This is a genomic window from Bacillus sp. JS (assembly GCF_000259365.1).
GTDB lineage: Bacteria > Bacillota > Bacilli > Bacillales > Bacillaceae > Bacillus > Bacillus stercoris.
On the sequence record NC_017743.1, the window covers coordinates 2042690 to 2067118 of the forward strand.

The window sequence follows — 24429 nt, forward strand, 5'->3', positions numbered from 1 at the left end:
ACCTTTTCAAAAGTTAAAGATCTTTCACCAAATTTTCGATGCTAGATAATGCAGACAACGTTAATTCCTTATTGCTGAAATCACTCAGCGTTTTTTCGCGTGCTTTTTTCTGTGAACAATGCTCAATCGTCTCGATAAGATGCCTGTGAAAACGATCCATAAAGCACTCAATCGAGTGTTTGCTGAATACTTGGGTGTATACCGCTTTTACGTGAAGCCGTCCGTCTGTAATGAGAGCATTGATGTCCAGCTCATATTCTCGTTCTCTCTCACCCGCTATTTCGTAACGGGGCTGGTAATATGACAATTGAAACGTTTCAGCTTCCTTCTCTTCGCTAAATTGGCCGAGATAATTAAAGCTGACCTCAGGCTCTTTATGACGCAGTTCTCCTATGTGTGTTAACAATCCGTAACCAGTTCCTTTGTTTGGGACTCTTCTCAGCATATCTTTTGTCATCTTAATTCGGTATGCGAGCGGATCCTCGAAAGGCTCGGGAATACCCATGTCTAGCAGAATAGGATAAATGGAAGTAAACCAACCAACTGTCCGTGAAATATCAATGTTTGGCACATGCCCTTCTCTACCGTGTCCCTCAGTGCTAATCAGGATTCGGTCATGCCCTGTCCATTCAGAAAGCGCCATTCCTAAAGCTGTAAGCAAAAGTTCGTTGACATCAGTGCCATAGGCTTGCTGAGTTTCAAACAGCAATTTTTCAGTCCAGTCTCCGGATAGCACAAACGCTTGTGCATCGCTGTTCATTTGGAGTCTGCCCGGCACATTTTCTATGTCCTTAGGAAGAAAAGCAGTGTGAGCGTCTAAAATCGTTTGCCAATACGTTTTTTCTGAAAGCAATTGTTTACTTTCAGCTATTTGGGCAAGACCATTGGCGTAGGACAAATAAGAATCGGTTTTTGGCGGCAATTGGATTTCTTGTTTTTCTAAAGCCTGCTGGTATGCCGCCGCTAAATCCTCAAGCAGAATCCTCCAAGAAACACCATCCATCACTAGATGATGAAGCGTAATCAAAAGATGATCCCCTTCTGACGTTTTAAACAAACCTGCTTGCAGCAGAGGCCCTTGTTGTACATTCATTTTGCTTTGAATGACGGTTTCCTCAGCCGCTAGTTTTTCATCAAGGTGAGTCCTTTCCAGCGATGCTTTTGTCCAATCTGAAATATAAAGGCCAAATAGTTCATTATCCTTGTGATTGATTCCGCGATTAAACGGAATGACATAGCCGCTTTGGTCACGTTGGAAAATCATGCGAATGGCATCATGATGCTCGGTTATTATACGCAGCGCTAGACGAAGCGCGTTAGCATTGAATCCTTTTTCACTGAAAAGCATGACGGACTGGTTGTAATGATAGTGAAAAGCATGGTCCTGTCCGAAAAATCTTCTCTGAATCGGGGTGAGTTCAGCTTCACCTTCCACAGGTCCCTGGTCCGCTTGAGATGCCAATGGTGTGATATGTCCGCATAGTTCTTGAATCGTTGAATAACGGAATAAGTCGCGTATTGTCATGCTCCAGCCTTCAGCTGCCAGCCGTGCTGCCACTTGTAATGCTTTAATTGAGTCTCCGCCAAGCTCAAAAAAGGAATCGTGAATGCCGACTCGTGACATGCTCAGTACATCTTCCCATATGTACGCCATCGTTTTTTGCATGTCGTCAACTGGTGCAGTATATGGACGAGACAACACGTCATTTGGAGCCGGCAAGGCATTTCTGTCCAGCTTTCCGTTTAGGGTCAGCGGCATGTTTTCTAAAGGAATCAGATGTGCAGGAATCATATACGCTGGCAGCTCCTTTGTTAAAGCAGAACGGAGAGCATTCGTATTGACATCTGAAGGCACAATGTATGCTGCCAAACCTGCATGTCCATTTTTATCATGCTGAACGGCAACAGCAGCTTCTCTGACAAGCCCCGTTTGAAGCAAAACACTTTCAATTTCTTCTGTTTCAATTCTGTATCCATTTATCTTCACCTGATAATCCATTCGGCCAAGAAGCCGGATCGTTCCGTTCGGAAGGAAGCAGGCGCGATCGCCGGTTCTGTACAGCCTTTCTCCAGAGACAAATGGATTTTCTGTAAATTTCATTTTCGTTAAGTCAGTTTTATGATGATAGCCTTTCGCAACACCTGCCCCGCCGATGCACAGCTCGCCGGCAACACCGATCGGCTGAATTTGATCAGTCTGGCTGAGTACGTACATGCGTACATTCGGCAGAGGGCTGCCGATTGGTACGGTATCGCCCGTACACTCTTCACCCATACTTGTTTCATAAAAGCTCGAATCAATGGTTGCCTCTGTGACACCATAGCTATTGATGATGCGCATGCTTTGACCAAAGCGGTCTGTCAATGTTTTGAAATCTTGAGCTTTCACCATGTCGGAACCAAGAATCAGTATGTCTAGGTCAGAAAGCTTGAGCTTGTTACGGTATATATACTCCATAAGCGGGATAATGAGAGCCGGTGTTGACTCCATTATCGTAATTCGCCGGGCGCTCATGATTCCATATAATTCAGCAGGTTCCAGCCTCTTTTCATCTGAACAAATGATTAGCGTCCCGCCGTTTATCAATGATCTCGCCAAATCTCCTGAAAAGACATCGAATGAAAAGCTCGCGATTTGAAGCAGTCTGACAGGCTTCCGATCAAGCTCATAAATTTGACGCCAAGCAAGAGCAGCATGAGTAAAGTTCTGATGGGTGACAATCACACCTTTAGGCGCACCCGTCGTTCCTGACGTATAAATGATATATACCTCCTCTTCAGGAGCAGGAGATAAGTTAAGGTTGCAGTTACTTTCTTCATAAGAGCTCTCATCGTCAAGGCAGATGTGATACATCTCAGATTCAGGCGAGTTCGAAATCAAATGCTCCAACTCTCTCTGTAAAAGAAGAATATCTGCCCCGCTATCACGAAGAATGTATTCAATACGAGCTTTTGGATAGTGTGAATCGATTGGGATATACACTCCGCCAGCTTTCATCACTGCCAGCACGCCAACAATTGCATCAATGGACCGCTTGGCTAAAACTGCCACAGTTGGCTTCGGACCTTTTCTGTTTTGCAATGTTCGTGCCAGACAATTGGCTCTTTCATTTAGAAGCCGATAGCTAATCTCTGTTTCGTTATCAATAACAGCTATATGTTCTGGAATTTCTTCAGCTTTCGCCTCAAATATGCGATGAAAAGGAACATCACTTTGAGCAAATTCAACTTGAGTTTTGTTAAATGTAGTGAGAATTTTTTGTTCTTCTTCACTAAGTATATTTATTTGTGAAAGCCTTGTTTCAGGATTAGAAATGACCGCATGCAGTAATTCGATAAAATGAGCTGCCCAGCGTTCAATCGTATCTTTCAGGAACACTTCTGTACTAAATTCCAATTCGCAGCATACGGCTTCATCTGTTTCGGTTGCTATTAACGTGATATCGAATAAAGAAATGTGATGTGCGAATGTGGCAGGCCGGACTGTTATCTCTTCGAGATCCATCTCCTGCTTTTCCATATTTTGAAGGATAAACATCGCATCAAATACTGGATTCCGGCTCATATCCCTTGTCAATTCAAGCTTATCGACAAGCTCTTCGAACGGATAATCCTGATGTTCATAGGCTTCCAATGCAGTGTCGCGCACTTCCTGCAAATACTGTACAAACGGCTTCCCGCCCTCCGGGCGTGCCCGCAGCGCCAGCGTGTTCACAAACATGCCGAGTATCGGCTCGAGATCCTTGTGCGGCCGGCCGGCAATTGGCGAGCCGACGATGATATCTTCCTGTCCGCTTAAGCGTGACAATAACGCTGTGTAGGCCGAAAGGAGCACCATGTACAGTGTGCTTCCATTCTCCCGTGCCAGCTTGTGGAGCCCTGATGCCGCTTCTTGATCAAGCGTAAACGAGACCTTGTCACCCGCAAAGCTTCGCACCGGCGGGCGGGGTTGATCAGCCGGGAGATCCAGCACCGGCAGCTCGCCCTCGAGCTGCTTCAGCCAGTACGCCTTCTGCGTTTTGTATGTGTCTCCTGTTTTGAATCCTTCTTGCCATACGGCATAATCTTTATATTGAATATGAAGCGCCGGAAGGGTCCGGTTGTTGTACAGCTTTCCGAATTCCTGAATCAGAATGTTGACGGAAACACCGTCTGAAATGATGTGATGCATATCAACCAGCAAAAGGTGCCGCTCATCTGATATCTTTACGATTTGGGCACGGAACAGCGGCGCTTGGCTGAGATCAAACGGCTTGATAAACGCGGCTGCGGCCTCCTGTTCAGTTTGGTCGCCGAGAACTGTCGTCTGTAATGTGAACGGCACCTCGTCATGGATGCGCTGCACAGGATCGCCGCCTCCATCCTGTTCAAAGGAGGTCCGAAGCGACTCGTGGCGATTGATCAGCTCTTTGAAAGCCCTGTCCAGCCTTTCGGGATTGAGCTTTCCTTCCAGCTCCAATACCGCCGGCATATTGTAGCCTGTCCCCCCGTCCTCCAGCTGCTGAAGGACATAGATCCGCTTTTGGGCAGATGAAACCGGATAGGTCTCACGCTGTTCCGTCGGCTTTATTGCTTCATATGGACTGTCCGTTCCTTCACGGATAACAGAAGCCAGTCCTTCTATCGTCGGATGAGCAAACACATCTTTCAGCGGCACCTGTACATCAAATTCTTTTGAGATTCGGGAGACAAGCGCCGTTGCTTTTAAGGAATGTCCTCCGCGGTCAAAGAAGTTGTCGTGAATCCCGACAGGGCCGTTTTTCAGGACGTCTTCCCACAGCTGGGCAAGCTTCATCTCGGTCACATTTCTTGGCGCTGTGTAGGTCTCTGCATCTGCCGCTTCGCCAGGAGCTGGCAGGGCGTTCCGGTCCAGCTTTCCGCTTGGTGTAACCGGCCACTGTTCCATCTCGATCATATGGGCTGGGATCATGTAGCCCGGCAGCCGTCTCTCAAGCTGCGCCCGCACTTCGTTTCTCAGGAGTCCTTCTATATAAGCGCATAATTCCGGCTCGCCGCTGTCTGTCCGTACGGTAACGGCCGCTTCCCTTATGCCTTCTATGCTTCTAAGCGCCGCTTCAATTTCTCCGGGCTCAATCCGGTAGCCACGGATTTTCACCTGATCATCCGTGCGGCCGAGGAATTCCATATTCCCGTCAGGGAGCCAGCGGGCTATATCCCCTGTTTTGTACATGCGTTCCCCCGGGTAAAATGGGTCCTCAAGAAAACGCTCCTCTGTTAAGGCCGGCCGATTCAAATAGCCTCTGGCCACCCCCGCTCCGGCAATGTACAGTTCACCGGAGACACCTAAGGGCTGTACGGCTAAATGGGGATCTAAAACATACAAACGCGCACCGGGTACAGGCTTCCCGATCGGAATCCTAAAGCGGTCCCTGTCCCGCTCTGGGTCCAACATGTAGAATGCCGCGTCAACCGTTGCTTCTGTCGGCCCATAGCCATGGATCAGCGATACCTCAGGCAATAAAGAAGCAAATCGCGCTGCCATACGGGGTGCAAGCGGTTCACCTCCGGCGAATACACGCTTCAGGCTTGTCCCGTCACTTAGTGTTGCGATTTCCGCTTGATCGAGAAAACTGTTCAGCATAGCCGGAATAAAATGAACCGTTGTCACGTTTTCCTGATGAATGGCTTTTACGATCAATGCCGGATCTTTCTCCCAGCCCGGAGGAAGCAGATAAGCCGAAGCACCGGAAAGCGACCACCAAAACAGCTGCCACACAGACGCATCAAAGGAAAAAGAGGTTTTCACCATAACAATGTCATCTTCCTGAAGCGGAAACTGGTGCTGCATGCCGGTCAGAAAGGAAACAGCCTGGCGGTGCTCGACGGCTACCCCTTTTGGCTGCCCGGTGGAGCCAGACGTATAGATGACATAGGCGAGAGATTCGTCGCTAACAGAAGCAGACATATGACGTTCTGTTTCTTCACGCGCAAGAGATAACATGTCAACCTCAAGCGTCTCTCCAGAAAAGCTCGGCGCAAAACATCCTGGCTGTGTCAGCAAGAGAGCCGCCCCGCTGTCTTTCAGCATGTAGCTCAGCCGCTCTTCTGGATACTCAGGATCAAGCGGCAAATACGCCCCGCCAGCTTTTAATACAGCAAGTACAGCGATCAGCATGTCAGGTGACCGCTCAGACAAAACACCTACGATGCTTTCCTTTGAGACGCCGCGTGCCGCAAGGCGGGCAGCCAGCCGGCTGGCATACATGTCAAGCTCAGCATACGTCAGCGAACCGCCTGAAAATCGAATGGCTGTCCGTTCCGGTGTGAAAGCCGCCTGTCGTTCAAACAGACCGTGCAGAGTTGGGGCTTCAGGCGAAACAGCTTCTGTCTTGTTATACTCATACAACAATTTTTGCTTTTCTCTTGTATTCGTCATATCTAATTCTCTTATAAAGCTGTACGGTTGTTGAAGGGCGCTTTCCAGTAAGGTAAGCAGATGGTGTTGAATACGTTTAATATCCTCAAGAGAAAACAAGGTATTTTGATAGTCGAAATTTAATTGTATGGTTCCGGTGTCTACACGTTCCTGTATCTGAACAGAAAGCTCATTCGCGGTGTATCCGCTGAAATACAGCGCTGTTTCATAGTCAAAACCATCTGCATTATGCCACTGAAGTGGCTGATACTGCATAGATATACCGATAAGGTTGTGTAAATCCTTCTGTTCATTTCTTAATTCATTCACAAGCAAATTATAAGGAAACCGTTGATGACGCATAACGGAAAGCTGTTCCCTGCCTATTCTGCGGACAAAGGAAAGAAAATCTGTGTCAGGATCAACCGTTATTCTGATTGGAAGAGAACTGACGAACATGCCGAGCATTTCTTTTTCAGCCTTTGACCCTCTGTTGCCATAATAGGTGCCAATGGCAAGATCTTTTTTAGAAGTGATTCGGCTGATGCATATGTAAAATGAAGCCATAAATAAGGAAATGATATTGATCTTGTGTTCTTTACAGAAGTTTCGAATCGTTTGCTCTAGATCAGGTGAAAGAATAATGGTGTCTCTGGATGCGGCTGTGCTCTGTTTTTGTAAGGACGTCTGGCCGGCTAACGAGTGATATTCCAACGGGCGCTGAAAGGTTTGCGTCCAAAATAAACGATCCTTTGCAAAACGTGAAGATTGTAGATATTGACTCTCTTTTTCAATATAGCTCAAGTAAGAAGGCTCCGGCTGATCTGGTAAAGGATCTTTCTTCTTTATTTTTTGATAAAGATCTATAATTTGATTTCCCATCACATTTAAAGAGATTCCATCCATGATGATGTGATGGAATTTCGCGAACAGCCAAACTTCATGAGAGTCAATTCTGAGGAGGTAAAATTGATAAAGAGGTGAGTTGAACAGTTTAAATGGGATTCTCGCTTGATCTTGTATCCATTGCTCCATTTCTATCATTTCAACATTTGAAAAATCTATTATTTCAAGTGAAACGTATTTATATTCAGTAAGGTACAGTCGCGGTTCAGGCTCTTCTCCTTCTAGCAGCTGAAATCTAATGGCGTCGTTGCGGGCGACGGAATGATTCAGTGCTTCCTCTAGGGCCTCAAGATCAATATCGCCCCTGAATTTCACGCAGGCGGTAAGATTGCAAATGCTAGTACCTGGCTCCAGCAGTTCGGTAAACCACACTCTCCTTTGGGCATGGGTTAAAGAATAAGTATGTACGTTCAACGGATTCCCTCCAGTTCTCATAATAAGAGGATAAAAAAGTAGAAAAATGACAATAAAAGAAATTATATGCCTGTATAATCCATATATGCACTATATTAACGGATATTTTTTAAAGTACAATAAAAAATATTAAATTTTTATAACATTTTTTTGAATATAGTATTATTTCTTTATTTTTAGTTTCCTTTTTTATCTAATTTTCGGATATAAAGTGATAAAAGTATGGTTTCGCGTAAGGTCTTACACACTATTTTTTGATCAAACTAATTTGCTTTTGTGATAATTCTTCTAAGGTTCGACAGGGCGTTGTTACAGACATAAAAAAACCTGTTTTCTCTTGGAAAACAGGCCTGATACCATTATTGATTTGCTAAAACGACAGCAATTTGATCCTCAATATCTTTTCCATCCTCTTCATCAATCAATCCGTTTAGCAGAATAGAGAAAACAAGCTTTTTTCCGCTCTTTGTTTCTGCGTAACCAGATAGAGAGCTGACCGTACTTAGCGATCCGGTTTTTGCTCTTACTTTTCCTTGTGCAGGAGTATCTTTCATGCGGTTTCTCAGCGTTCCGCCTACCATTCTGTCAGGATTGCCTGCAACAGGTAAAGAATTTAGATAAGCCGAGAACCAACTCTGATCTTGAATGTCGTATAACAGCTGTGAGAGTTGATCTGAGGATACAGCATCAATATGTGAGATTCCTGATCCATCCCTTAAGATGAGTGATTTGGAATCAACACCAAATTCCGGAAGCGTACTGTTTAACACTTCGAGCCCCTTCTCCCAGCTTCCCTCTCCTTTTTTCACTTTCCCCATCTCTTTTACGAGTACTTCGGCATGTCCGTTATTACTTAATTTCATGAACGGCACAAAGAGTTTCGATAAAGGCATTGAGCGATGAGCGAGCAGCACGTCTGAAGAACCAGGTGCTGCACCCGTTTTGACGTCCCCTTTCACAGTAATCCCTTGTTTTTTAAGTGCCTGCTTAAATAAATCTAAGGCATATCCGGCAGGCTCCCAGACAGAAATCCATTCCTTTGTCTTGTTTGCGTCAACCGGCACGCTCCCTTCAATTGTAATCGTGTTTGTTCCATGCTCTCTTTCGATCGTGAGGTCTTTCTTTGAGCCGGCCTCTGTCGTTTCGGCATCATTCTTAATCGTTATATAATCGGTTTTCGGAGAGACAGAAACAGCAGGCTTTTCTCCTTCTTTTTTATTTGGTGTGACCTCAACAATCACAGTGCCTGCATCATAGTCTTCATTCGGAGACGCTGTTAGAGCGGAGATTGGCGCACCGTAATATGTGTATTCATCGCTCCAAGGCATATCAGGTGATAATCGCATGTCATCATACCACGTATCATCACCGATCAGATTGCCTTTAATTACTTTTACGCCGGATTCTTTTAATTTCTCAGCCATTTTGTCAAAATCAGATGGTAAAAGTGACGGATCTCCTTTCCCTTTCAAATAAAGGTTACCATTCAGCCTTTTCCCTTTCAGTGCGCCGTCCGTCCGGACCTCGGTTGTAAAAGAATAGTTCTCGCCAAGGACAGAAAGTGCCGCAGCCGCTGTCAATAGCTTTAAAGAAGAAGCGGGCCTCATTCGGGTGTCTCCTGAATGTTCATATAGAACAGCACCTGTTTCCGCGGAGCGAACGGTGATGCCGGCCATTGCGCCTTCGAGTGCAGGATGATCAGCTAAAATCTTATCAATCTGCCCGGAAAGTGCACCTTGTTTTTCAGCGGCAAGCGCAGCCTGATGCATATAAGGTACCGAAGCAACGACGAAAAGCAGTAAAACAGCAACATAAAGCTTTATGCTTTTTTTCATTAATTACCCCGCCTCTCTGCGCTTCATCATTGGCTATTGATGATTCAGTTCAATGGTGATACTGCTTTTGGCTGTCGTTTCTTCTCCCGGCTCCAGCACTTGTAAACCGGTGAGTGATGAAGGTAAATCAAGGTTCACGGCGTTTGTCACCCATGTGTAAGGCTCAGGGCATAAATACCCTTGTTTTCCGTCCGCATTGTATACAACCCATTGTTTAAACTGTGCATCTGCCTTATAAATAATGCTTATATGTGCATGCTGATGATAAATGACTGCCTGATTTTCTCCGCCTCTCTTCTGATAAGAAGATAAAAAGACATCATCCAGCTGCTTGTGGCGCAAATCTATTCCTTCATGCAAAGCTTCTTTATACGGTACATCCATCAGTTTCCCGGTCGGCAGCAAGCGTTCATCTAATTCCCATTGCTGATCTGCTGTCAGGGAGAATAACGAGCTTTCTGCCGGAAATACAAATGTAGTATGATAACCAATTCCCCAAGGAAACGCTTCCTTTCCTTTGTTCATGACCGTCGCATGTTTAAATAGGGTATTCCCCTTGATCGTGTATGTCATCCGAACGACGGCATGATGAGGAAATTGCTTCTGCACATGTGGGAGCTCAGAAAGATCAATTTCTGTTTCAACAATCACTTCTTCATCAGTTTGCTTCGTGGTCACGACATTCCACTTTTCATGGTAAAGAAACCCGTGAAGATGGTTGTGTTTATCCTTCTCGTTGATATCAAAATGATACGTTCTGCCCCGGAAACTGAATGTACCGTCACTTATGCGGTTAGGCGGAAACAGGATTGGAATGCCATACAATGTTGGTGTATCGTGAAAACTTTCTGCTGTTTCCGGTTCACGCAAAAGCTGGACTTTTGTTGTTTTGTCCACGAGTGAAATGACGTTGCTCCCCCACTCGGGGACAACAATCATTTCTAGAAGTTCGTTGCCCGCTTTGATGGCTGGCGTTCCCAAATACGTGATGTTTTCAATAAAGTTTGCCATGTATACTCAACCTCTCCTTGATTCATTGCTAGTATAAGAATTCAATGTACTGTGCCATATTTCCTCCATTTTATGTTTCCCCTATCAAATAAAAAAACACCGTTCAAACTCATGAACGGTGTGATTCGAGAGACTATTGGATGAGACGTGTGATCTGTTTCTTTTTCCACACGAATTGATAATACCCATAAATCAACAGCAGGCTGACGGCAAATGCAGCCGGATAGCCAACCCAGACGCCGAGTATTTCAAGCTTTGTGTAGTGAGAAAGGACGAAGGCGACAGGCACCTCAACTCCCCAGATCGAAAATATACTGATAACGGTCGGCCATAAAACCGTTCCGCTTGCCCGCATCGTTGCAGAAATAATTTGGGCATTTCCAAACAGCAAATAGCTCCACAATGTAATCATCAAGAGACGGTGCGCAATGTAAAGCGTCTCTTGCTCGGTTAAAAATAACGCTAAAATCTGATGTGAAAAAACATAGATCAAAATGATCAGTACGCCGCCAATGATATAATTCAGCCAAATCCCCACGCGAATGACCTGCTTTAAGCGGTCAAATTCGTTGGCACCAATCGATTGCGCAGCGAAAATAGAAACCGCGATACCAAGGCTGACGGCCGGCATTTGTACATAGCTGGCCACCTGGTTGACCACTCCGTATGCAGCTGTTGCATTAGAGCCGTAATGATTGACGAATGAAATAACCGCTATCTCTGATAATGAGACAAGAATCATATTGATGCTTGCTGGAATCCCAAGACGCAGCAGGAGAGCCAGCAGCTCCTTATCCATTTTCAAATAACGCCGCACTGTTTTATCAAATTGCAGCGGGTGTTTTCGTTTTCGTAAATACACCATTAACACAAGAAAAGTCGCAATCGTGGAAATGACAGTTGCATATGCCGAGCCGTATATGCCCAGTTTCGGAAGACCAAACATGCCAAGGATTAAGACAGGCAAAAGGGAGATGTTGATAACCGTACTCACAATCAGTGTATAAAACGGTGTCTTGGAATCTCCTGTTCCCCGCAAAAAGGTAGTATATGCAAAATATAAAAACATAAACGGCATAGCGTAAAATAAAATTCGTGCATAGTTAGCGCTGACATGAATGACATTTTCAGGCGTGCCCATTAAACGAAGGATATCCAGGGTGAATATACTGCCGATGACGGCTAACACAACGCCTAATAAAAATGTAAACGTGAGCGTCGTCCCGACAACAGCCTTTAGCCGTTCTTCGTTTTTCGCCCCATAGGCTTGTCCGATCAGAATCGAGCTTCCTGAACCAATTCCAATCGTAAATGAGATTAAAAGAAAAAATAACGGGAAAAAGGATGATACAGCTGCCACTGCGTCAACACCGAGCCATCTGCCTACAGCCATCATCCCGACAAGCTGGCCGACTGATTGCAGCACATTGCTCAGCAGAAGAGGCACCAAAAAAAGTGACATAGACCGCCAGACTGATGGTTTGCTTTTCTCTTGAGTTACATGAGGTTCTTGTGATGTTTCCATATTGAAGGACTCCTTTATTTGAATTCGTTTTGAACATGCCCTCATTTTTTGACAAAAACAGGAGATGCAACATGTTATTATTCATCACTGTATATATGAAACCCTTCCCGATTCTTCTCATTTTACACATCTTTTTAGCTTATGAAGAATAAGCTAGCAAGTAATGGCGTATTTTTTGCGAGTAAAAGAATAAAAAATAATTTATGCAAAACTATTGTAATCCGGACGTAATTATTGTAACATTTGTAACATAAGAGAAAGAGATTTTGAAGGAGAGAGCGATAATGAAAAAATGTCTTCTATTTCTAACAACCATTGCACTTATTCTGTCATTAAGCACAAATGCATTTGCGAAAAATACATCAGGCGATTTATCACAAAAACAAGCACTGCAGCTGGCGTTATCCGCAAGAGAACATTTTTGGAACACAATGAGCGGCCACAATCCAAAGGTGAAAAAAGCAGTTTGCCCGTCCGGCACATTTGAGTATCAAAATCTTCAATATGTATACATGTGCAGTGATCTAGGCACTAAAGCAAAAGCGGTGAATTACCTAACTCCTATTTTTACAAAAACAGCAATCGAAAAAGGCTTTAAAGATTATCATTTCACTGTTTCAAAAGGAAAACTCGCTGTTCCGATCGGTGACGGAGACAACCTTTTAAATTGGAAAAAATCAACCGCTAAACTGATCTCTAAAAAAGGCAGCACAATCACTTACGAATTTACCGTTCCTACTTTAGACGGATCCCCTTCTGCAAAACGGAAAGTGACATATGTGAAAGAAAATAAAAAGTGGAAAGTTAATCAATTTGACGCAGTTATATAAGAAAAACGCCCTGCATAAGCGGGCGTTTTTTACTTGTGAAAAAAGAAAGACAACAGGCGAAAAGTGCCTGTTGTCTTTCTGTGAATATAACGCTCTAGGAGAGATTCGAACTCCCGACCTGCAGTTTAGGAAACTGCTGCACTATCCGCTGTGCTACTAGAGCTTTTGGTATTTATATAGTAGCTCTGATGATCAATATTTTCAAGCGATTTGTATTAAAGCCCTCCAAAAACCTTATACGCGGCTCTTGTCGTATCTTCATCAATACCGATATACCGCATTGTAATTGAAGGTGATGAATGATTCAGTATTCTCTGCAGCTCGGCGATGTCTTTTGTCCGCTGATAAAAATGATAGCCAAACGTTTTCCGGAGTGTATGTGTCCCTATCTCCTCAAGTCCGCACGCCGCAGCTGCCTCTCTTAAAATTCTGTAGGCCTGAATGCGGGAAATCGGCTTTCTGGTCCGCACAGATTTAAAAAGATATTCATTTTCCTTCATATCTTTCGTATACTCGTATATTTCCTGTTTCAGTGACTCTAAAATAAGAATCTTTCTTTTCTTTTTTGTTTTGCTTTCAGTCGCCCATAAATGATCTTTATGTTTAACGTCCTTCACTTGCAGCGGCAGAATATCAGAAATGCGGAGCGCGCTGTTGATGCCGAAAATAAACAGAAAATAATCCCGCTTGTTTTTGTTAAGCAAATACTGTTTGACTTCTTGGATTTTCTCTAAACTGCGAATCGGCTGTACAATATGCATCAAAAAACTCCTTAAAAACCTTTATGTAACGTTTTGAGGCTTATGTTACTATTATAGCTGAAAAACCTTGAATGTCAAAGCGTGACGGTATTTATGTAACATAATATACATAGTGTTACATAAGCGTGTGAGTAAGCTTCTGTAAACCTTCTTCCTTTTAAATGGCCTTTAGATCCTCTTATAAAGATTTTAATCTCTCAGATACTTATCCCCCTAGTTATGATCAAAAAGCCTCTTAAAACGAAATCTGACGTTCCTGATTTTTCAGCGTTTCTGCAAAAACATACAAAAAAAGACACAATTTCAAATTGTGTCCTAATCTTCATCCTTTACATCAATATCTTCCGGGATTGGTTCATTTAATATTTCCTGCACAAGTGCTTTGTAATTCTCCAGCTGTTCGAGATGCGTTTTGAACTGCTCCTTATAAATCAAAAATTGCTCCCCGTCATGAACGGCCCTGATTTTTCCTTCGAGCACCAAGCTTTTAATATAATCCTCTGAAAGATTTGTATATTCTGCTGTTTCTTCAATCGTTAAATACATATAGCAGTCCCTTCTTAATCCGTATGCTGATTCTAATATAGCACATGGCTCATATCAATATAATCAATTTTGCACAGAAAAACGGCTTTATGTACTATATAATATACCATTTGTCACTTGTGAAAACGCTGTAATTTTTTTACGCTAAGATTGTAACAATACAGCTTCATATAGGAGGGAGAACATGAAAAGAACGTGGAACGTCTGTTTAACAGCTCTGCTTAGTGTTCTGTTAGTCGCTGGAAGTGTCCCTTTTCACGCGGAAGCTAAAAAACCGCCCAAAAGCTACGATGAGTACAAACAAGTAGATGTCGGAAAAGACGGCATGGTTGCGACCGCACATCCTCTCGCTTCTGAAATCGGTGCTGATGTGCTGAAAAAAGGAGGAAATGCCATTGATGCAGCGGTCGCTATTCAATTCGCACTCAATGTAACGGAGCCGATGATGTCAGGCATTGGCGGCGGCGGTTTTATGATGGTGTATGACGGAAAAACGAAGGATACAACGATAATCGACAGCCGTGAGCGTGCTCCAGCAGGCGCAACCCCTGACATGTTTTTGGATGAAAACGGCAAAGCCATTCCTTTCTCTGAACGTGTGACAAAAGGTACTGCCGTTGGTGTTCCAGGCACGCTGAAAGGGCTGGAAGAAGCCTTGGATAAATGGGGAACCCGTTCAATGAAGCAATTAATTACCCCTTCTATTAAACTCGCTGACAAAGGCTTCCCGATTGATTCAGTGTTGGCAGATGCCATTTCTAATTACCAGGAAAAACTGTCACAGACAGCCGCAAAAGATGTATTTTTGCCAAATGGCGAGCCGCTGAAAGAAGGCGATACCCTTATTCAAAAAAATTTGGCCAAAACGTTTAAACTGATTCGCTCCAAAGGCACTGACGCTTTTTATAAAGGAAAATTCGCCAAGGCGCTTTCTGACACTGTCCAGGATTTTGGCGGGTCAATGACGAAAGAAGATTTAGAAAATTACGACATTACAATTGATGAACCGATTTGGGGAGACTATCAAGGCTATCAAATCGCCACTACTCCTCCTCCAAGCTCCGGTGGTATTTTCTTATTGCAAATGCTGAAAATACTTGATGATTTTAACCTTTCACAATACGATGTCCGCTCATGGGAGAAATATCAGCTGCTTGCCGAAACGATGCATTTGTCTTATGCCGACCGTGCGTCATACGCTGGTGATCCCGAATTTGTAAATGTTCCTCTCAAAGGCCTGCTTCACCCCGATTATATTAAAGAACGCCAGCAATTAATCAACCTAGATCAAGTGAATAAAAAACCGAAAGCCGGTGATCCTTGGAAATACCAAGAAGGATCAGCAAACTATAAACAAGTCGAACAGCCGAAAGATAAAGTAGAAGGCCAAACAACCCATTTTACAGTTGCTGATCGATGGGGAAATGTTGTTTCCTATACAACAACAATCGAACAGCTATTCGGAACGGGTATTATGGTCCCTGATTACGGTGTTATTTTAAACAATGAATTAACGGATTTTGATGCGATACCAGGCGGAGCTAATGAAGTACAGCCAAACAAACGGCCTTTAAGCAGCATGACCCCGACGATTTTATTTAAGGATGACAAGCCTGTCCTCACGGTTGGATCTCCTGGCGGGGCCACAATTATTTCATCCGTTTTGCAAACTATTCTCTACCATATAGAGTACGGTATGGAATTAAAAGCGGCTGTTGAAGAGCCGAGAATTTACACAAACAGCATGAGCTCTTACCGTTACGAAGACGGAGTTCCTAAAGATGTCCTCAGCAAGCTGAACGGCATGGGCCACAAATTTGGCACAAGTCCGGTGGATATCGGAAACGTGCAAAGCATATCGATCGACCATGAAAACGGCACCTTTAAAGGCGTAGCTGATTCAAGCAGAAACGGCGCAGCGATCGGCATTAATTTAAAACGCAAATAAAAAGAAAAAACTGTACTCGCTTCAAGTGAGTACAGTTTTTTTATGCCCATCTTTAAAATAAAAACTGATAAACGGCTTTATTCTGCCAATGCAGTGTATCAGACCAGAAATCCAACACGTCTATCTTCATCTTTTCATTTCGTGTATCTCATCAAGAAATGTCTGGAACGCACTCGTAATAAAAAAGTCTTTCCTGTATATAAATACGATCTCTACGTCTTGATATGCCGCCGGCAGCTGATGAATCCATACATTCGTTCGATGCTCGGAGCAATCAATAGCGGACCTTGGGAGCAGCGCCGTACCCATCCCGGCGGAAACTCCTTTTATAATTGCCTCCAATGTGCCAAACTCTATGATTTTTTGGTTGGTTATGCCTGCTTCCTCCAGTAATCTTTTGACCCTGTCACGATGAGAACAGCCTGCTCCAAAAAAGAGCATCGGCTGCTGAAGCATATCCTCGGCCGACCCTTCTCGTGATGAAATCAAAACTAATTCATCATGGGAAACATGGATTTGTCTGACAGCAGTGTGCTCAACCGGTCCATATACAAAAGCGCCATCAACTTTATGATCAAGAACCTGTTGAATCAGATGATGTGTATTAGCAGTGTTCACCGATAAATCCACATCAGGAAAACGTCTGAGGAAGGAGGCGGCATGTTCGGGCAGATGCGTTACCGCCGTCGTTTCTAGTGAGCCGATCCGCAAAGGCCCTTTCGGATGCCGGCTCATCTGTGCCGATTTTTCAGCTTCGTCTAACAGCAATAATACTTGATCAGCATATTGCAAAAGATTTTCTCCCGCAGCAGTCAGCTTCATCCCGCGATTCGTTCGATGAAAAAGTCTGATATTCAAATCTTCCTCAAGGTTATGTATTCTGGCTGTCACATTCGATTGAACATAATTCAGCATTTGCGCTGCTTTCGTTATGCTTCCTTCACGGGCCACAGCCTGAAAAATCTTTAAATCTCCGCTTTCCACGGGCTCTCACCTTCTTGCTATGATTAAAAGTGATATCGGCTATCATATTTGTTCATTTTACTCGAAGAAAACGGCTAAGTAAAATATGTAAAGAATATGAAAATACAATTCAATGAGGAGGAAGACAGCATGAAAGCTGTAATTCACAAAGGAACAACCGGACTGCAGGGATTATCATTTCAAAACGTCCCTGCGAAAAAGCCTGGATATGGAGAGGTAAAGGTAAAATTAAAATCTGCGGGTCTGAATCATCGTGACCTATTTCTCATGAAAAACAAATCTGAACAAGATCCTCACGTGATACTCGGTTCTGACGGCGCCGGTCTCATTGAAGAGATTGGTGAAGGCGTGAAAAATGTTACTGTTGAAACAGAAGTCATCATTTTCCCGACATTAAACTGGGAATTGACAGAGAATGTTCCGCCTGTACCTGAGATTCTGGGAGGTCCTTCTGACGGAACACTTGCTGAATATGTGATCATTCCTTCACAAAATGCAATCAAAAAACCTCCTTATTTATCTTGGGAAGAAGCGGGCGTTTTACCTTTATCCGCTTTAACTGCATACCGGGCCCTGTTTACGAAGGGACAATTGAAAAAAGACGAACATCTATTGATACCCGGCATCGGAAGCGGAGTTGCAACCTACGCTTTATTGATGGCGAAGGCGATTGGGGTAACAGTAAGCGTGACCTCCCGCAGTGAGGAGAAAAGAAAAAGGGCGCTGCAATTAGGTGCTGATTACGCATTTGACAGTTACAGCAATTGGGATGAACAGATGCAGGGAAATAATGCTGATGTTGTTCTTGACAGCATAGGCCCTGCCCTCTTTTCGGAATACTTCCGTCATGTAAAGCCAAATGGCCGCATTGTCAGCTTTGGGGCAAGCTCAGGGGGCGATCTCAGTTTTCCGGTGCGTTCTCTATTCTTTCCGCAGATCAATGTTTTGGGAACTTCGATGGGAAGCGGTGAGGAATTTCGCGATATGCTCGCTTTCATTGAAAAACATAAGCTGAGACCTGTAATCGACCGCACATATCCTTTAGAAAAAGCATGTGATGCATATAAAAGAATGCAGGAAGGCAGGCAGTTTGGAAACATTGGGATCGTAATGGAATAAAAAAAGAAACCGGCTGGCAACCAGACCGGTTTCTTTTTTTATATGATAATCCCCTTTATTTACGGAAGAACTGAACTCCCCATCAAATACCGATCCACTTCACGCGCTACTTCACGGCCTTCATTAATCGCCCATACGATTAAGCTTTGGCCTCTTCTTGCATCCCCTGCGGCGAATACGCCATCGATATTTGTTTGATAATCCCCATATGCTGCACTGATTTTGTTGTTTACAGAATCCACACCGAACTGTTTCAACAGCGGCTGTTCTGTGCCTTCAAAGCCGATAGCGATAAAGACAAGCTGAGCAGGCCATACTTTTTCAGTTCCAGGCAGCTCGCGGAACTCGTATTTTCCATGCTCATTTTTCACTTTTTCCATTTGGATGGTATGGAGCTCCTTCAGCTGGCCATTTTTATCCGCGACCATTTTTTTCGTTTGAATGGAGTATTCCCTCGGATCCCTTCCGAATTTTGCTTCCGCTTCTTCATACGCATATTCAAGCGTAAAGACGTGCGGCTGTTCAGGCCACATATTGTCATTCGTGCGGGCTGGCGGAAGTTTTGGATGTTTGCCGAATTGATGCACGCTTTTGGCTTTTTGTCGCAGAGCAGTAGCTACACAGTCAGCTCCTGTATCTCCGCCTCCGATAACGATGACATCTTTCCCTTTGGCGTCAATGAATTGCTTGTCTTTAAAATTAGAATCTAAATAGCTTTTCGTTGCGAGCGTTAGGTAATCCATCGCGTAATGGACTCCTTTTGAGTCGCGCCCTTCAATTAAGAGGTCCCGCTGCTTTTGAGCGCCTGTGCACAGGATCACAGCATCAAATTGCTCCTTTAACTCATCCGCTGTTATGTCAACACCGATTTCTGTGTTCGTGACAAAATCAATTCCTTCTTGCGTCAGTAATTTAATTCGGCGTTCTACAATGCCCTTCTCAAGCTTCATGTTTGGAATGCCGTATGTTAAAAGGCCGCCCGCTCTGTCTGCTCGTTCAAAAACAGTGACGGAATGTCCCGCTTGGTTCAGCTGGTCAGCACTCGCCAGTCCGGCTGGGCCTGACCCGACAATGGCCACTTTTTTGCCTGTTCGTTTTTTAGGAATTCTGGGTTGAATCCAGCCGTTCTCAAATCCTTTGTCGATAATGGTTCGCTCGATATTTTTAATTGAAACGGCCGGGTCTGAAATCGCTAAAGTGCATGACCCTTCACAAGGGGCAGGACATACCCGCCCTGTGAATTCAGGAAAGTTGTTTGTTTTCAACAGACGTTCCAATGCTTCTTTCCATCTGCCCCGGTAGACAAGATCATTCCATTCAGGAATTAAGTTGTAAATCGGACAGCCGGATGTAAATCCGTTAATGTCCGCACCGATCTGGCAAAACGGTGTACCGCAATCCATACACCGCGCCCCCTGCCGTTTCGATGCTTCTTCTGAAAAAGGAGCAGAATATTCTTTCCAATCCTTTAAGCGAGTGAGAGGGTCCCGCTCAGCAGGTTTTTCTCGTTTGATCTCCATAAATCCAGTTGGTTTCCCCATGTTCCTCTCCCCTTCCTTACTGTACTACCGCTTGTTTTTGTCCAGCTGCTGTATTCTGCTTTGGCTTCGTGTTGGCCTCAAAAGCGAACATGATGGCTTCTTCTTCTGATAAACCTGCAGCTTTTTGCTCTTCGATGCTCGCAAGCATTTGTTTATAGTTTTTCGGAATGACTTTAACGAATTTTTTCACGCTGTCTTCCCATTGAGCAAGCAGATCTTGTGCTTTTTGGCTGTTTGTATACGCAGCATGTCTTTTAAGCATTGCTTTGATTTGCTGGATTTCTTTCTCATCCTCTAATGATTCAAATAAAATCATCTCAAGGTTGCATTTGCGTTTAAAGGCTTTGGCATCTTCAGCCAATACATAAGCGATTCCGCCGGACATACCTGCCGCAAAGTTTTTGCCTACATCACCGAGAACGACAACGCTGCCGCCAGTCATGTATTCACACCCGTGGTCGCCGATGCCTTCTACAACAACGTTCACACCGCTGTTCCGAACGGCAAAGCGTTCACCAGCACGTCCGTTAATATATGCTTCTCCGCTTGTGGCACCGTAAAAAGCAACGTTGCCGATAATGACATTGTCATCCGAAGCAGAGTTGAATTCTTCTGGTGACTTGACGATGATTTTTCCGCCAGAAAGCCCTTTTCCGACGTAATCATTTGAGTCTCCGTCCAAATAAAGTGTCATTCCTTTAGGAACGAAAGCTCCAAAGCTTTGGCCGGCTGATCCAGTAAAGTGCAGCTTGATCGTATCTTCAGGAAGCCCTTCTTCTCCGTAGCGCTTAGAGATCTCACTGCCGGTTATCGTTCCGGCTACACGGTTTGTATTATTGATTTCAATCGATATATCAGCTTCTTTTCCAGATTCGATGGCTTCTTGTACAGCCGGGAGAATCGTTGTGATATCAAGCGATTGATCAATTTTATGATTTTGCGGTGATTGGAACGTCCGTACGCCCTCAGGCTGATAAAGAAGTGTAGACAAATCTAGCTGGCTTGCTTTCCAGTGCCCCTTCGCCCGTTCACTTACATGAAGTGCATCAGTGCGGCCGATCATTTCATCAAATGTCTTGAAGCCTAACGCGGCCATGTACTCACGAACTTCTTCAGCAATGAACAGCATATAGTTCACAATATGGTCGGGATCCCCCATGAACTTTTTGCGAAGCTCTGGGTTTTGTGTGGCTACACCGACAGGGCATGTATCTAAATGGCAGGCACGCATCATGACACAGCCGAGTACAACTAACGGAGCCGTTGCGAAACCAAATTCTTCTGCACCGAGCAAGGCAGCCATCACAACGTCGCGGCCCGTCATGAGCTTTCCATCCGTTTCTAATACAACACGGTCACGAAGGCCGTTAAGCATTAATGTTTGATGTGCTTCTGCAAGACCAAGTTCCCATGGCAGCCCTGTATGTTTAATACTGGTTTTCGGAGAAGCACCTGTACCTCCATCGTAGCCGCTGATCACAATGACATCTGCAGTCGCTTTGGCCACACCTGCAGCAATTGTGCCTACGCCTGCTTTTGATACCAGCTTTACGCTGATTCGTGCGTCACGGTTGGCATTTTTCAAGTCGTGGATCAGCTGCGCTAAATCCTCAATTGAATAAATGTCATGGTGAGGAGGAGGTGAGATTAAACCGACACCTGGTGTTGACCCTCGGACATCGGCAACCCATGGATATACTTTGTTGCCAGGCAACTGCCCGCCTTCACCCGGCTTAGCGCCTTGAGCCATTTTAATCTGCAGCTCATCAGCATTGACAAGGTAATGGCTTTTGACACCGAAACGTCCTGATGCAATTTGTTTGATCGCACTTCTTCTATCATCGCCGTTCACATCTGGAACAAAACGTTTTGGATCTTCTCCGCCTTCACCGCTGTTGCTTTTTCCTCCAAGACGGTTCATTGCGATGGCTAAAGCTTCGTGTGCTTCCTTACTCAAGGACCCAAATGACATCGCACCCGTTTTAAACCGTTTGACAATCGATTCAGCGGATTCAACCTCTTCCAGCTTCAAAGGCTTGCGGTTTCCGTCAAATGCGAACAAGTTCCGCAAAAATCCGATGCGTTCTTCATCTGCCGCTTTTGTATACTGTTTAAACAGATTGTAATCATTTCTGCGGCAAGCCCATTGCAAGGTATGAATCGTTTTCGGGTTAAACGCATGATGCTCTCCGCCATTTCTCCATTGGAAGTCACTTCCCGGTTCAAGCGTTTTGCTGTAATCATCCTGATACGCTTCTCGGTGACGGCGCTGCGCCTCTTCTGCAATTGTTTGTATATCGATGCCTCCGAGCTGTGATGCAGTACCTGTGAAATAGCGGTCGATCACATCACGGCTGATTCCTACCGCTTCAAAAATTTGGGCGCCTCTGTAGCTTTGTACGGTTGAAATCCCCATTTTGGACATGACTTTTACAACGCCTTCAGTAATGCTTTTTCCATATTTGCTGACCGCTTCTTCATAGCTGATATCCAAACGGCCTTCATCAATTTCCTGCTTATAGGTCGCATAAGCGAGATAAGGGTTAATCGCATCTGCGCCATAACCGATTAATGCTGCAAAGTGATGCACTTCACGTGCTTCTCCCGACTCCACAATAATGCTGACTTTCGTACGCAGCCCTTTGCGGATTAAGTGCTGATGCAGCGCGCTTACTGCCAGAAGCGGCGGAATTGGTGTCAAGCTCTCATTCATCTTTTTGTCTGATAAAATTAACAGGCTTACGCCTTGACTGATGGCTTTCTCTGCCTGTGTGAACATGTCCTTTAATCCGCGTTCAAGATCCTCTGAAAACAGCACATCGATTTTTTGGCTTTTTAAATCAGGATGAACAATCGTTTTCAATGCGTAAAACTGTTCATTGGATAAAACAGGTGTATACAGTTTAATCCGGCGAACGTTTCGTTCACTTGGGTGAAGAAGATCGCCTTCCGCACCAAGCCATGTCATCGTTGAAGTGACAAGCTGCTCACGAATCGCGTCGATTGGCGGGTTCGTTACTTGTGCAAACAGCTGCTTAAAGTAGTTAAACAGTGATTGCGCGCGATCGGAAAGTACAGCAAGCGGCGCGTCATTCCCCATTGAACCAAGGGGGTCTTTGCCTTCTTTAATAACAGGAATGAGATATTTTTGGATATCCTCATATGTGTATCCGAATGCCTTTTGGCGAGTTAGAAGATCAGTAAATTGTTCTTCCTCTCTTGATTCCGGATCAGGATTCACTTGGACAAGCTCTTCTTCTAGCCATTTTTGGTACGGGTATTCAGTTGCAATTTGTGTTTTGACTTCTTCATCGGAGATAATCCGGCCTCTTTCCAGGTCAATTAAAAGCATTTTCCCAGGCTCAAGACGGTTTTTATATAAAACGTTCTCCTGTTCAACGTCAATAACGCCTACTTCAGATGAGAAAATAATATAATCATCTTTTGTGACATAATAACGGGCCGGACGGAGACCATTCCGGTCAAGAATTGCGCCGATTTGTTTTCCATCAGTAAATGAAATGGCTGTCGGTCCGTCCCAAGGCTCCATCAGAGAGCTATGGTACTCGTAGAACGCTCTTTTTTCCTTAGACATATGCGTATTTTCCGTCCAAGGTTCAGGAATGAGCATCATTGCTGTATGTGCCGGTTTGCGTCCAGCCATCACAAAAAACTCAAATGCGTTATCTAAAATGGAAGAGTCACTGCCGTCAGCATTGAGAATCGGCAAAATCTTATTTAAGTCCTCACCGAAGCTTTCAGATACAAATTGCTGCTCACGTGCTCTCATCCAATTGATATTTCCGCGAAGGGTGTTAATTTCACCGTTGTGAACCAAATAGCGGTTAGGATGCGCTCTTTCCCAGGTAGGGAATGTGTTGGTGCTGAAGCGTGAATGAACAAGCGCAAAAGCTGAAACGAATGCTTCATCTTGCAGATCAGAATAAAACGCATCAACCTGTTCAGGTGTTAAAAGGCCTTTGTAAACAATGGTCTGGCTTGAAAGACTGGCAAAATAAAAATCAAAACCTTCCGTTACACCCCAGTTTTCAGCCTGTTTACGAATGACATACAACTTTCGTTCAAAAGATAAATTGTCCTTTAGGTCAGAGCTTGCGCCGATAAATACCTGACGGACAAACGGACAGCTTTTTTGTGCCACTGTTCCGATTTTTCCGACATTTACAGGTACAGTTCTCCATCCAAGAACGACTTGGCCTTCTTGTTCGATCAGTGCATTGATTTGCTTTTCAATTTTTTTTCTTTCATCTTCTATCTGCGAGAAAAAGACCATTCCTACCCCATAACGTTCTTTTTCCGGCAGATTGATGTCTTTGCACTCTTTTCTAAAGAAAGCATCAGGGATTTGAACCAGTAAGCCGGCTCCGTCTCCTGTATCCGGATCACTGCCTTGCCCTCCTCTATGGTCCAGTTGGCAAAGCATCTTAAGTCCTTGTTTGACAATGTCATGAGTCTGCTTGCCCTTTAAGTGTGCGTATAGGCCGATTCCGCATGCATCATGTTCAAATTCAGGACGGTAGAGACCTTGAGCTTTTGGCATTTGATTGTACGTCATAATTCCTCTCCCCCGATCAATTTCCGATAATACCGGTCATAAAATCTAACAACTCTA

At 44.4% G+C, this 24429-nt stretch carries 12 protein-coding genes and 1 tRNA gene; 3 read left to right on the forward strand and 10 right to left on the reverse strand.

The window, feature by feature from the left end; all coding sequences use genetic code 11:
- Positions 1-13: 13 nt before the first annotated feature.
- The 4 genes from MY9_RS10070 to MY9_RS10085 all read right to left on the reverse strand — a co-directional run bounded on the left by MY9_RS10070 (position 14) and on the right by MY9_RS10085 (position 12067).
- A complete protein-coding gene (locus MY9_RS10070; protein ID WP_014664166.1) occupies positions 14-7696 on the reverse strand; it encodes a non-ribosomal peptide synthetase in 7683 nt (2560 codons plus the stop codon).
- Positions 7697-8055: 359 nt separating this feature from the next.
- On the reverse strand, positions 8056-9531 hold the full coding sequence (gene dacB / locus MY9_RS10075; RefSeq protein ID WP_014664167.1) for a D-alanyl-D-alanine carboxypeptidase/D-alanyl-D-alanine endopeptidase: 1476 nt from the start codon (positions 9529-9531) through the stop codon (positions 8056-8058).
- Positions 9532-9564: 33 nt separating this feature from the next.
- Positions 9565-10542: an aldose 1-epimerase gene (galM, locus tag MY9_RS10080; protein ID WP_014664168.1), complete on the reverse strand. Its 978-nt coding sequence runs from the start codon at positions 10540-10542 to the stop codon at positions 9565-9567.
- A gap of 133 nt (positions 10543-10675) precedes the next feature.
- Positions 10676-12067, reverse strand: coding sequence for an MATE family efflux transporter (locus MY9_RS10085; protein ID WP_014664169.1), 1392 nt, complete (start codon positions 12065-12067; stop codon positions 10676-10678).
- 284 nt (positions 12068-12351) lie between these two features.
- Between MY9_RS10085 and iseA the strand changes: the two genes are divergently transcribed.
- Entirely contained in the window at positions 12352-12897 is a 546-nt protein-coding gene (iseA, locus tag MY9_RS10090; RefSeq protein WP_014664171.1) for a DL-endopeptidase inhibitor IseA, read from the forward strand.
- Positions 12898-12987: 90 nt separating this feature from the next.
- Here iseA and MY9_RS10095 read toward each other — a convergent pair.
- The 3 genes from MY9_RS10095 to MY9_RS10105 all read right to left on the reverse strand — a co-directional run bounded on the left by MY9_RS10095 (position 12988) and on the right by MY9_RS10105 (position 14204).
- A tRNA-Arg gene (locus MY9_RS10095) sits at positions 12988-13060 on the reverse strand.
- Positions 13061-13112: 52 nt separating this feature from the next.
- Positions 13113-13658: a site-specific integrase gene (locus tag MY9_RS10100; protein WP_014664172.1), complete on the reverse strand. Its 546-nt coding sequence runs from the start codon at positions 13656-13658 to the stop codon at positions 13113-13115.
- 315 nt (positions 13659-13973) lie between these two features.
- On the reverse strand, positions 13974-14204 hold the full coding sequence (locus MY9_RS10105) for an excisionase family DNA-binding protein (protein ID WP_003231472.1): 231 nt from the start codon (positions 14202-14204) through the stop codon (positions 13974-13976).
- 184 nt (positions 14205-14388) lie between these two features.
- On the opposite strand from MY9_RS10105, the gene ggt reads away from it, so the two are divergent.
- Positions 14389-16152, forward strand: coding sequence for a gamma-glutamyltransferase (gene ggt, locus MY9_RS10110; RefSeq protein WP_014664173.1), 1764 nt, complete (start codon positions 14389-14391; stop codon positions 16150-16152).
- Positions 16153-16278: 126 nt separating this feature from the next.
- Here ggt and MY9_RS10115 read toward each other — a convergent pair whose 3' ends face one another.
- Positions 16279-17136 carry a LysR family transcriptional regulator gene (locus MY9_RS10115; protein WP_014664174.1) on the reverse strand — a complete coding sequence of 286 codons (858 nt, stop codon included), beginning with the start codon at positions 17134-17136 and terminating at the stop codon, positions 16279-16281.
- 129 nt (positions 17137-17265) lie between these two features.
- Here MY9_RS10115 and MY9_RS10120 point away from each other — a divergent pair, with 129 nt between their 5' ends.
- Positions 17266-18255, forward strand: coding sequence for a zinc-binding dehydrogenase (locus tag MY9_RS10120; RefSeq protein WP_014664175.1), 990 nt, complete (start codon positions 17266-17268; stop codon positions 18253-18255).
- A 59-nt stretch (positions 18256-18314) separates the two neighbouring features.
- Here MY9_RS10120 and gltD read toward each other — a convergent pair whose 3' ends face one another.
- Together gltD and gltB are read right to left on the reverse strand one after the other, a co-directional pair.
- Complete coding sequence (gene gltD / locus MY9_RS10125) at positions 18315-19796, reverse strand: glutamate synthase small subunit (RefSeq protein WP_014664176.1); 1482 nt, start codon at positions 19794-19796, stop codon at positions 18315-18317.
- A gap of 16 nt (positions 19797-19812) precedes the next feature.
- Positions 19813-24372 carry a glutamate synthase large subunit gene (gene gltB / locus MY9_RS10130; RefSeq protein ID WP_014664177.1) on the reverse strand — a complete coding sequence of 1520 codons (4560 nt, stop codon included), beginning with the start codon at positions 24370-24372 and terminating at the stop codon, positions 19813-19815.
- Positions 24373-24429 lie beyond the last annotated feature (57 nt).

Excerpts from the sequence above, each read along its gene's own strand:
- dacB (WP_014664167.1), bottom strand. The coding sequence starts at position 9,531 with ATGAAAAAAAGCATAAAGCTTTATGTTGCTGTTTTACTGCTTTTCGTC.
- galM (WP_014664168.1), bottom strand. The coding sequence starts at position 10,542 with ATGGCAAACTTTATTGAAAACATCACGTATTTGGGAACGCCAGCCATC.
- MY9_RS10085 (WP_014664169.1), bottom strand. The coding sequence starts at position 12,067 with ATGGAAACATCACAAGAACCTCATGTAACTCAAGAGAAAAGCAAACCA.
- iseA (WP_014664171.1), top strand. The coding sequence starts at position 12,352 with ATGAAAAAATGTCTTCTATTTCTAACAACCATTGCACTTATTCTGTCA.
- MY9_RS10100 (WP_014664172.1), bottom strand. The coding sequence starts at position 13,658 with ATGCATATTGTACAGCCGATTCGCAGTTTAGAGAAAATCCAAGAAGTC.
- MY9_RS10105 (WP_003231472.1), bottom strand. The coding sequence starts at position 14,204 with ATGTATTTAACGATTGAAGAAACAGCAGAATATACAAATCTTTCAGAG.
- ggt (WP_014664173.1), top strand. The coding sequence starts at position 14,389 with ATGAAAAGAACGTGGAACGTCTGTTTAACAGCTCTGCTTAGTGTTCTG.
- MY9_RS10120 (WP_014664175.1), top strand. The coding sequence starts at position 17,266 with ATGAAAGCTGTAATTCACAAAGGAACAACCGGACTGCAGGGATTATCA.
- gltD (WP_014664176.1), bottom strand. The coding sequence starts at position 19,796 with ATGGGGAAACCAACTGGATTTATGGAGATCAAACGAGAAAAACCTGCT.
- gltB (WP_014664177.1), bottom strand. The coding sequence starts at position 24,372 with ATGACGTACAATCAAATGCCAAAAGCTCAAGGTCTCTACCGTCCTGAA.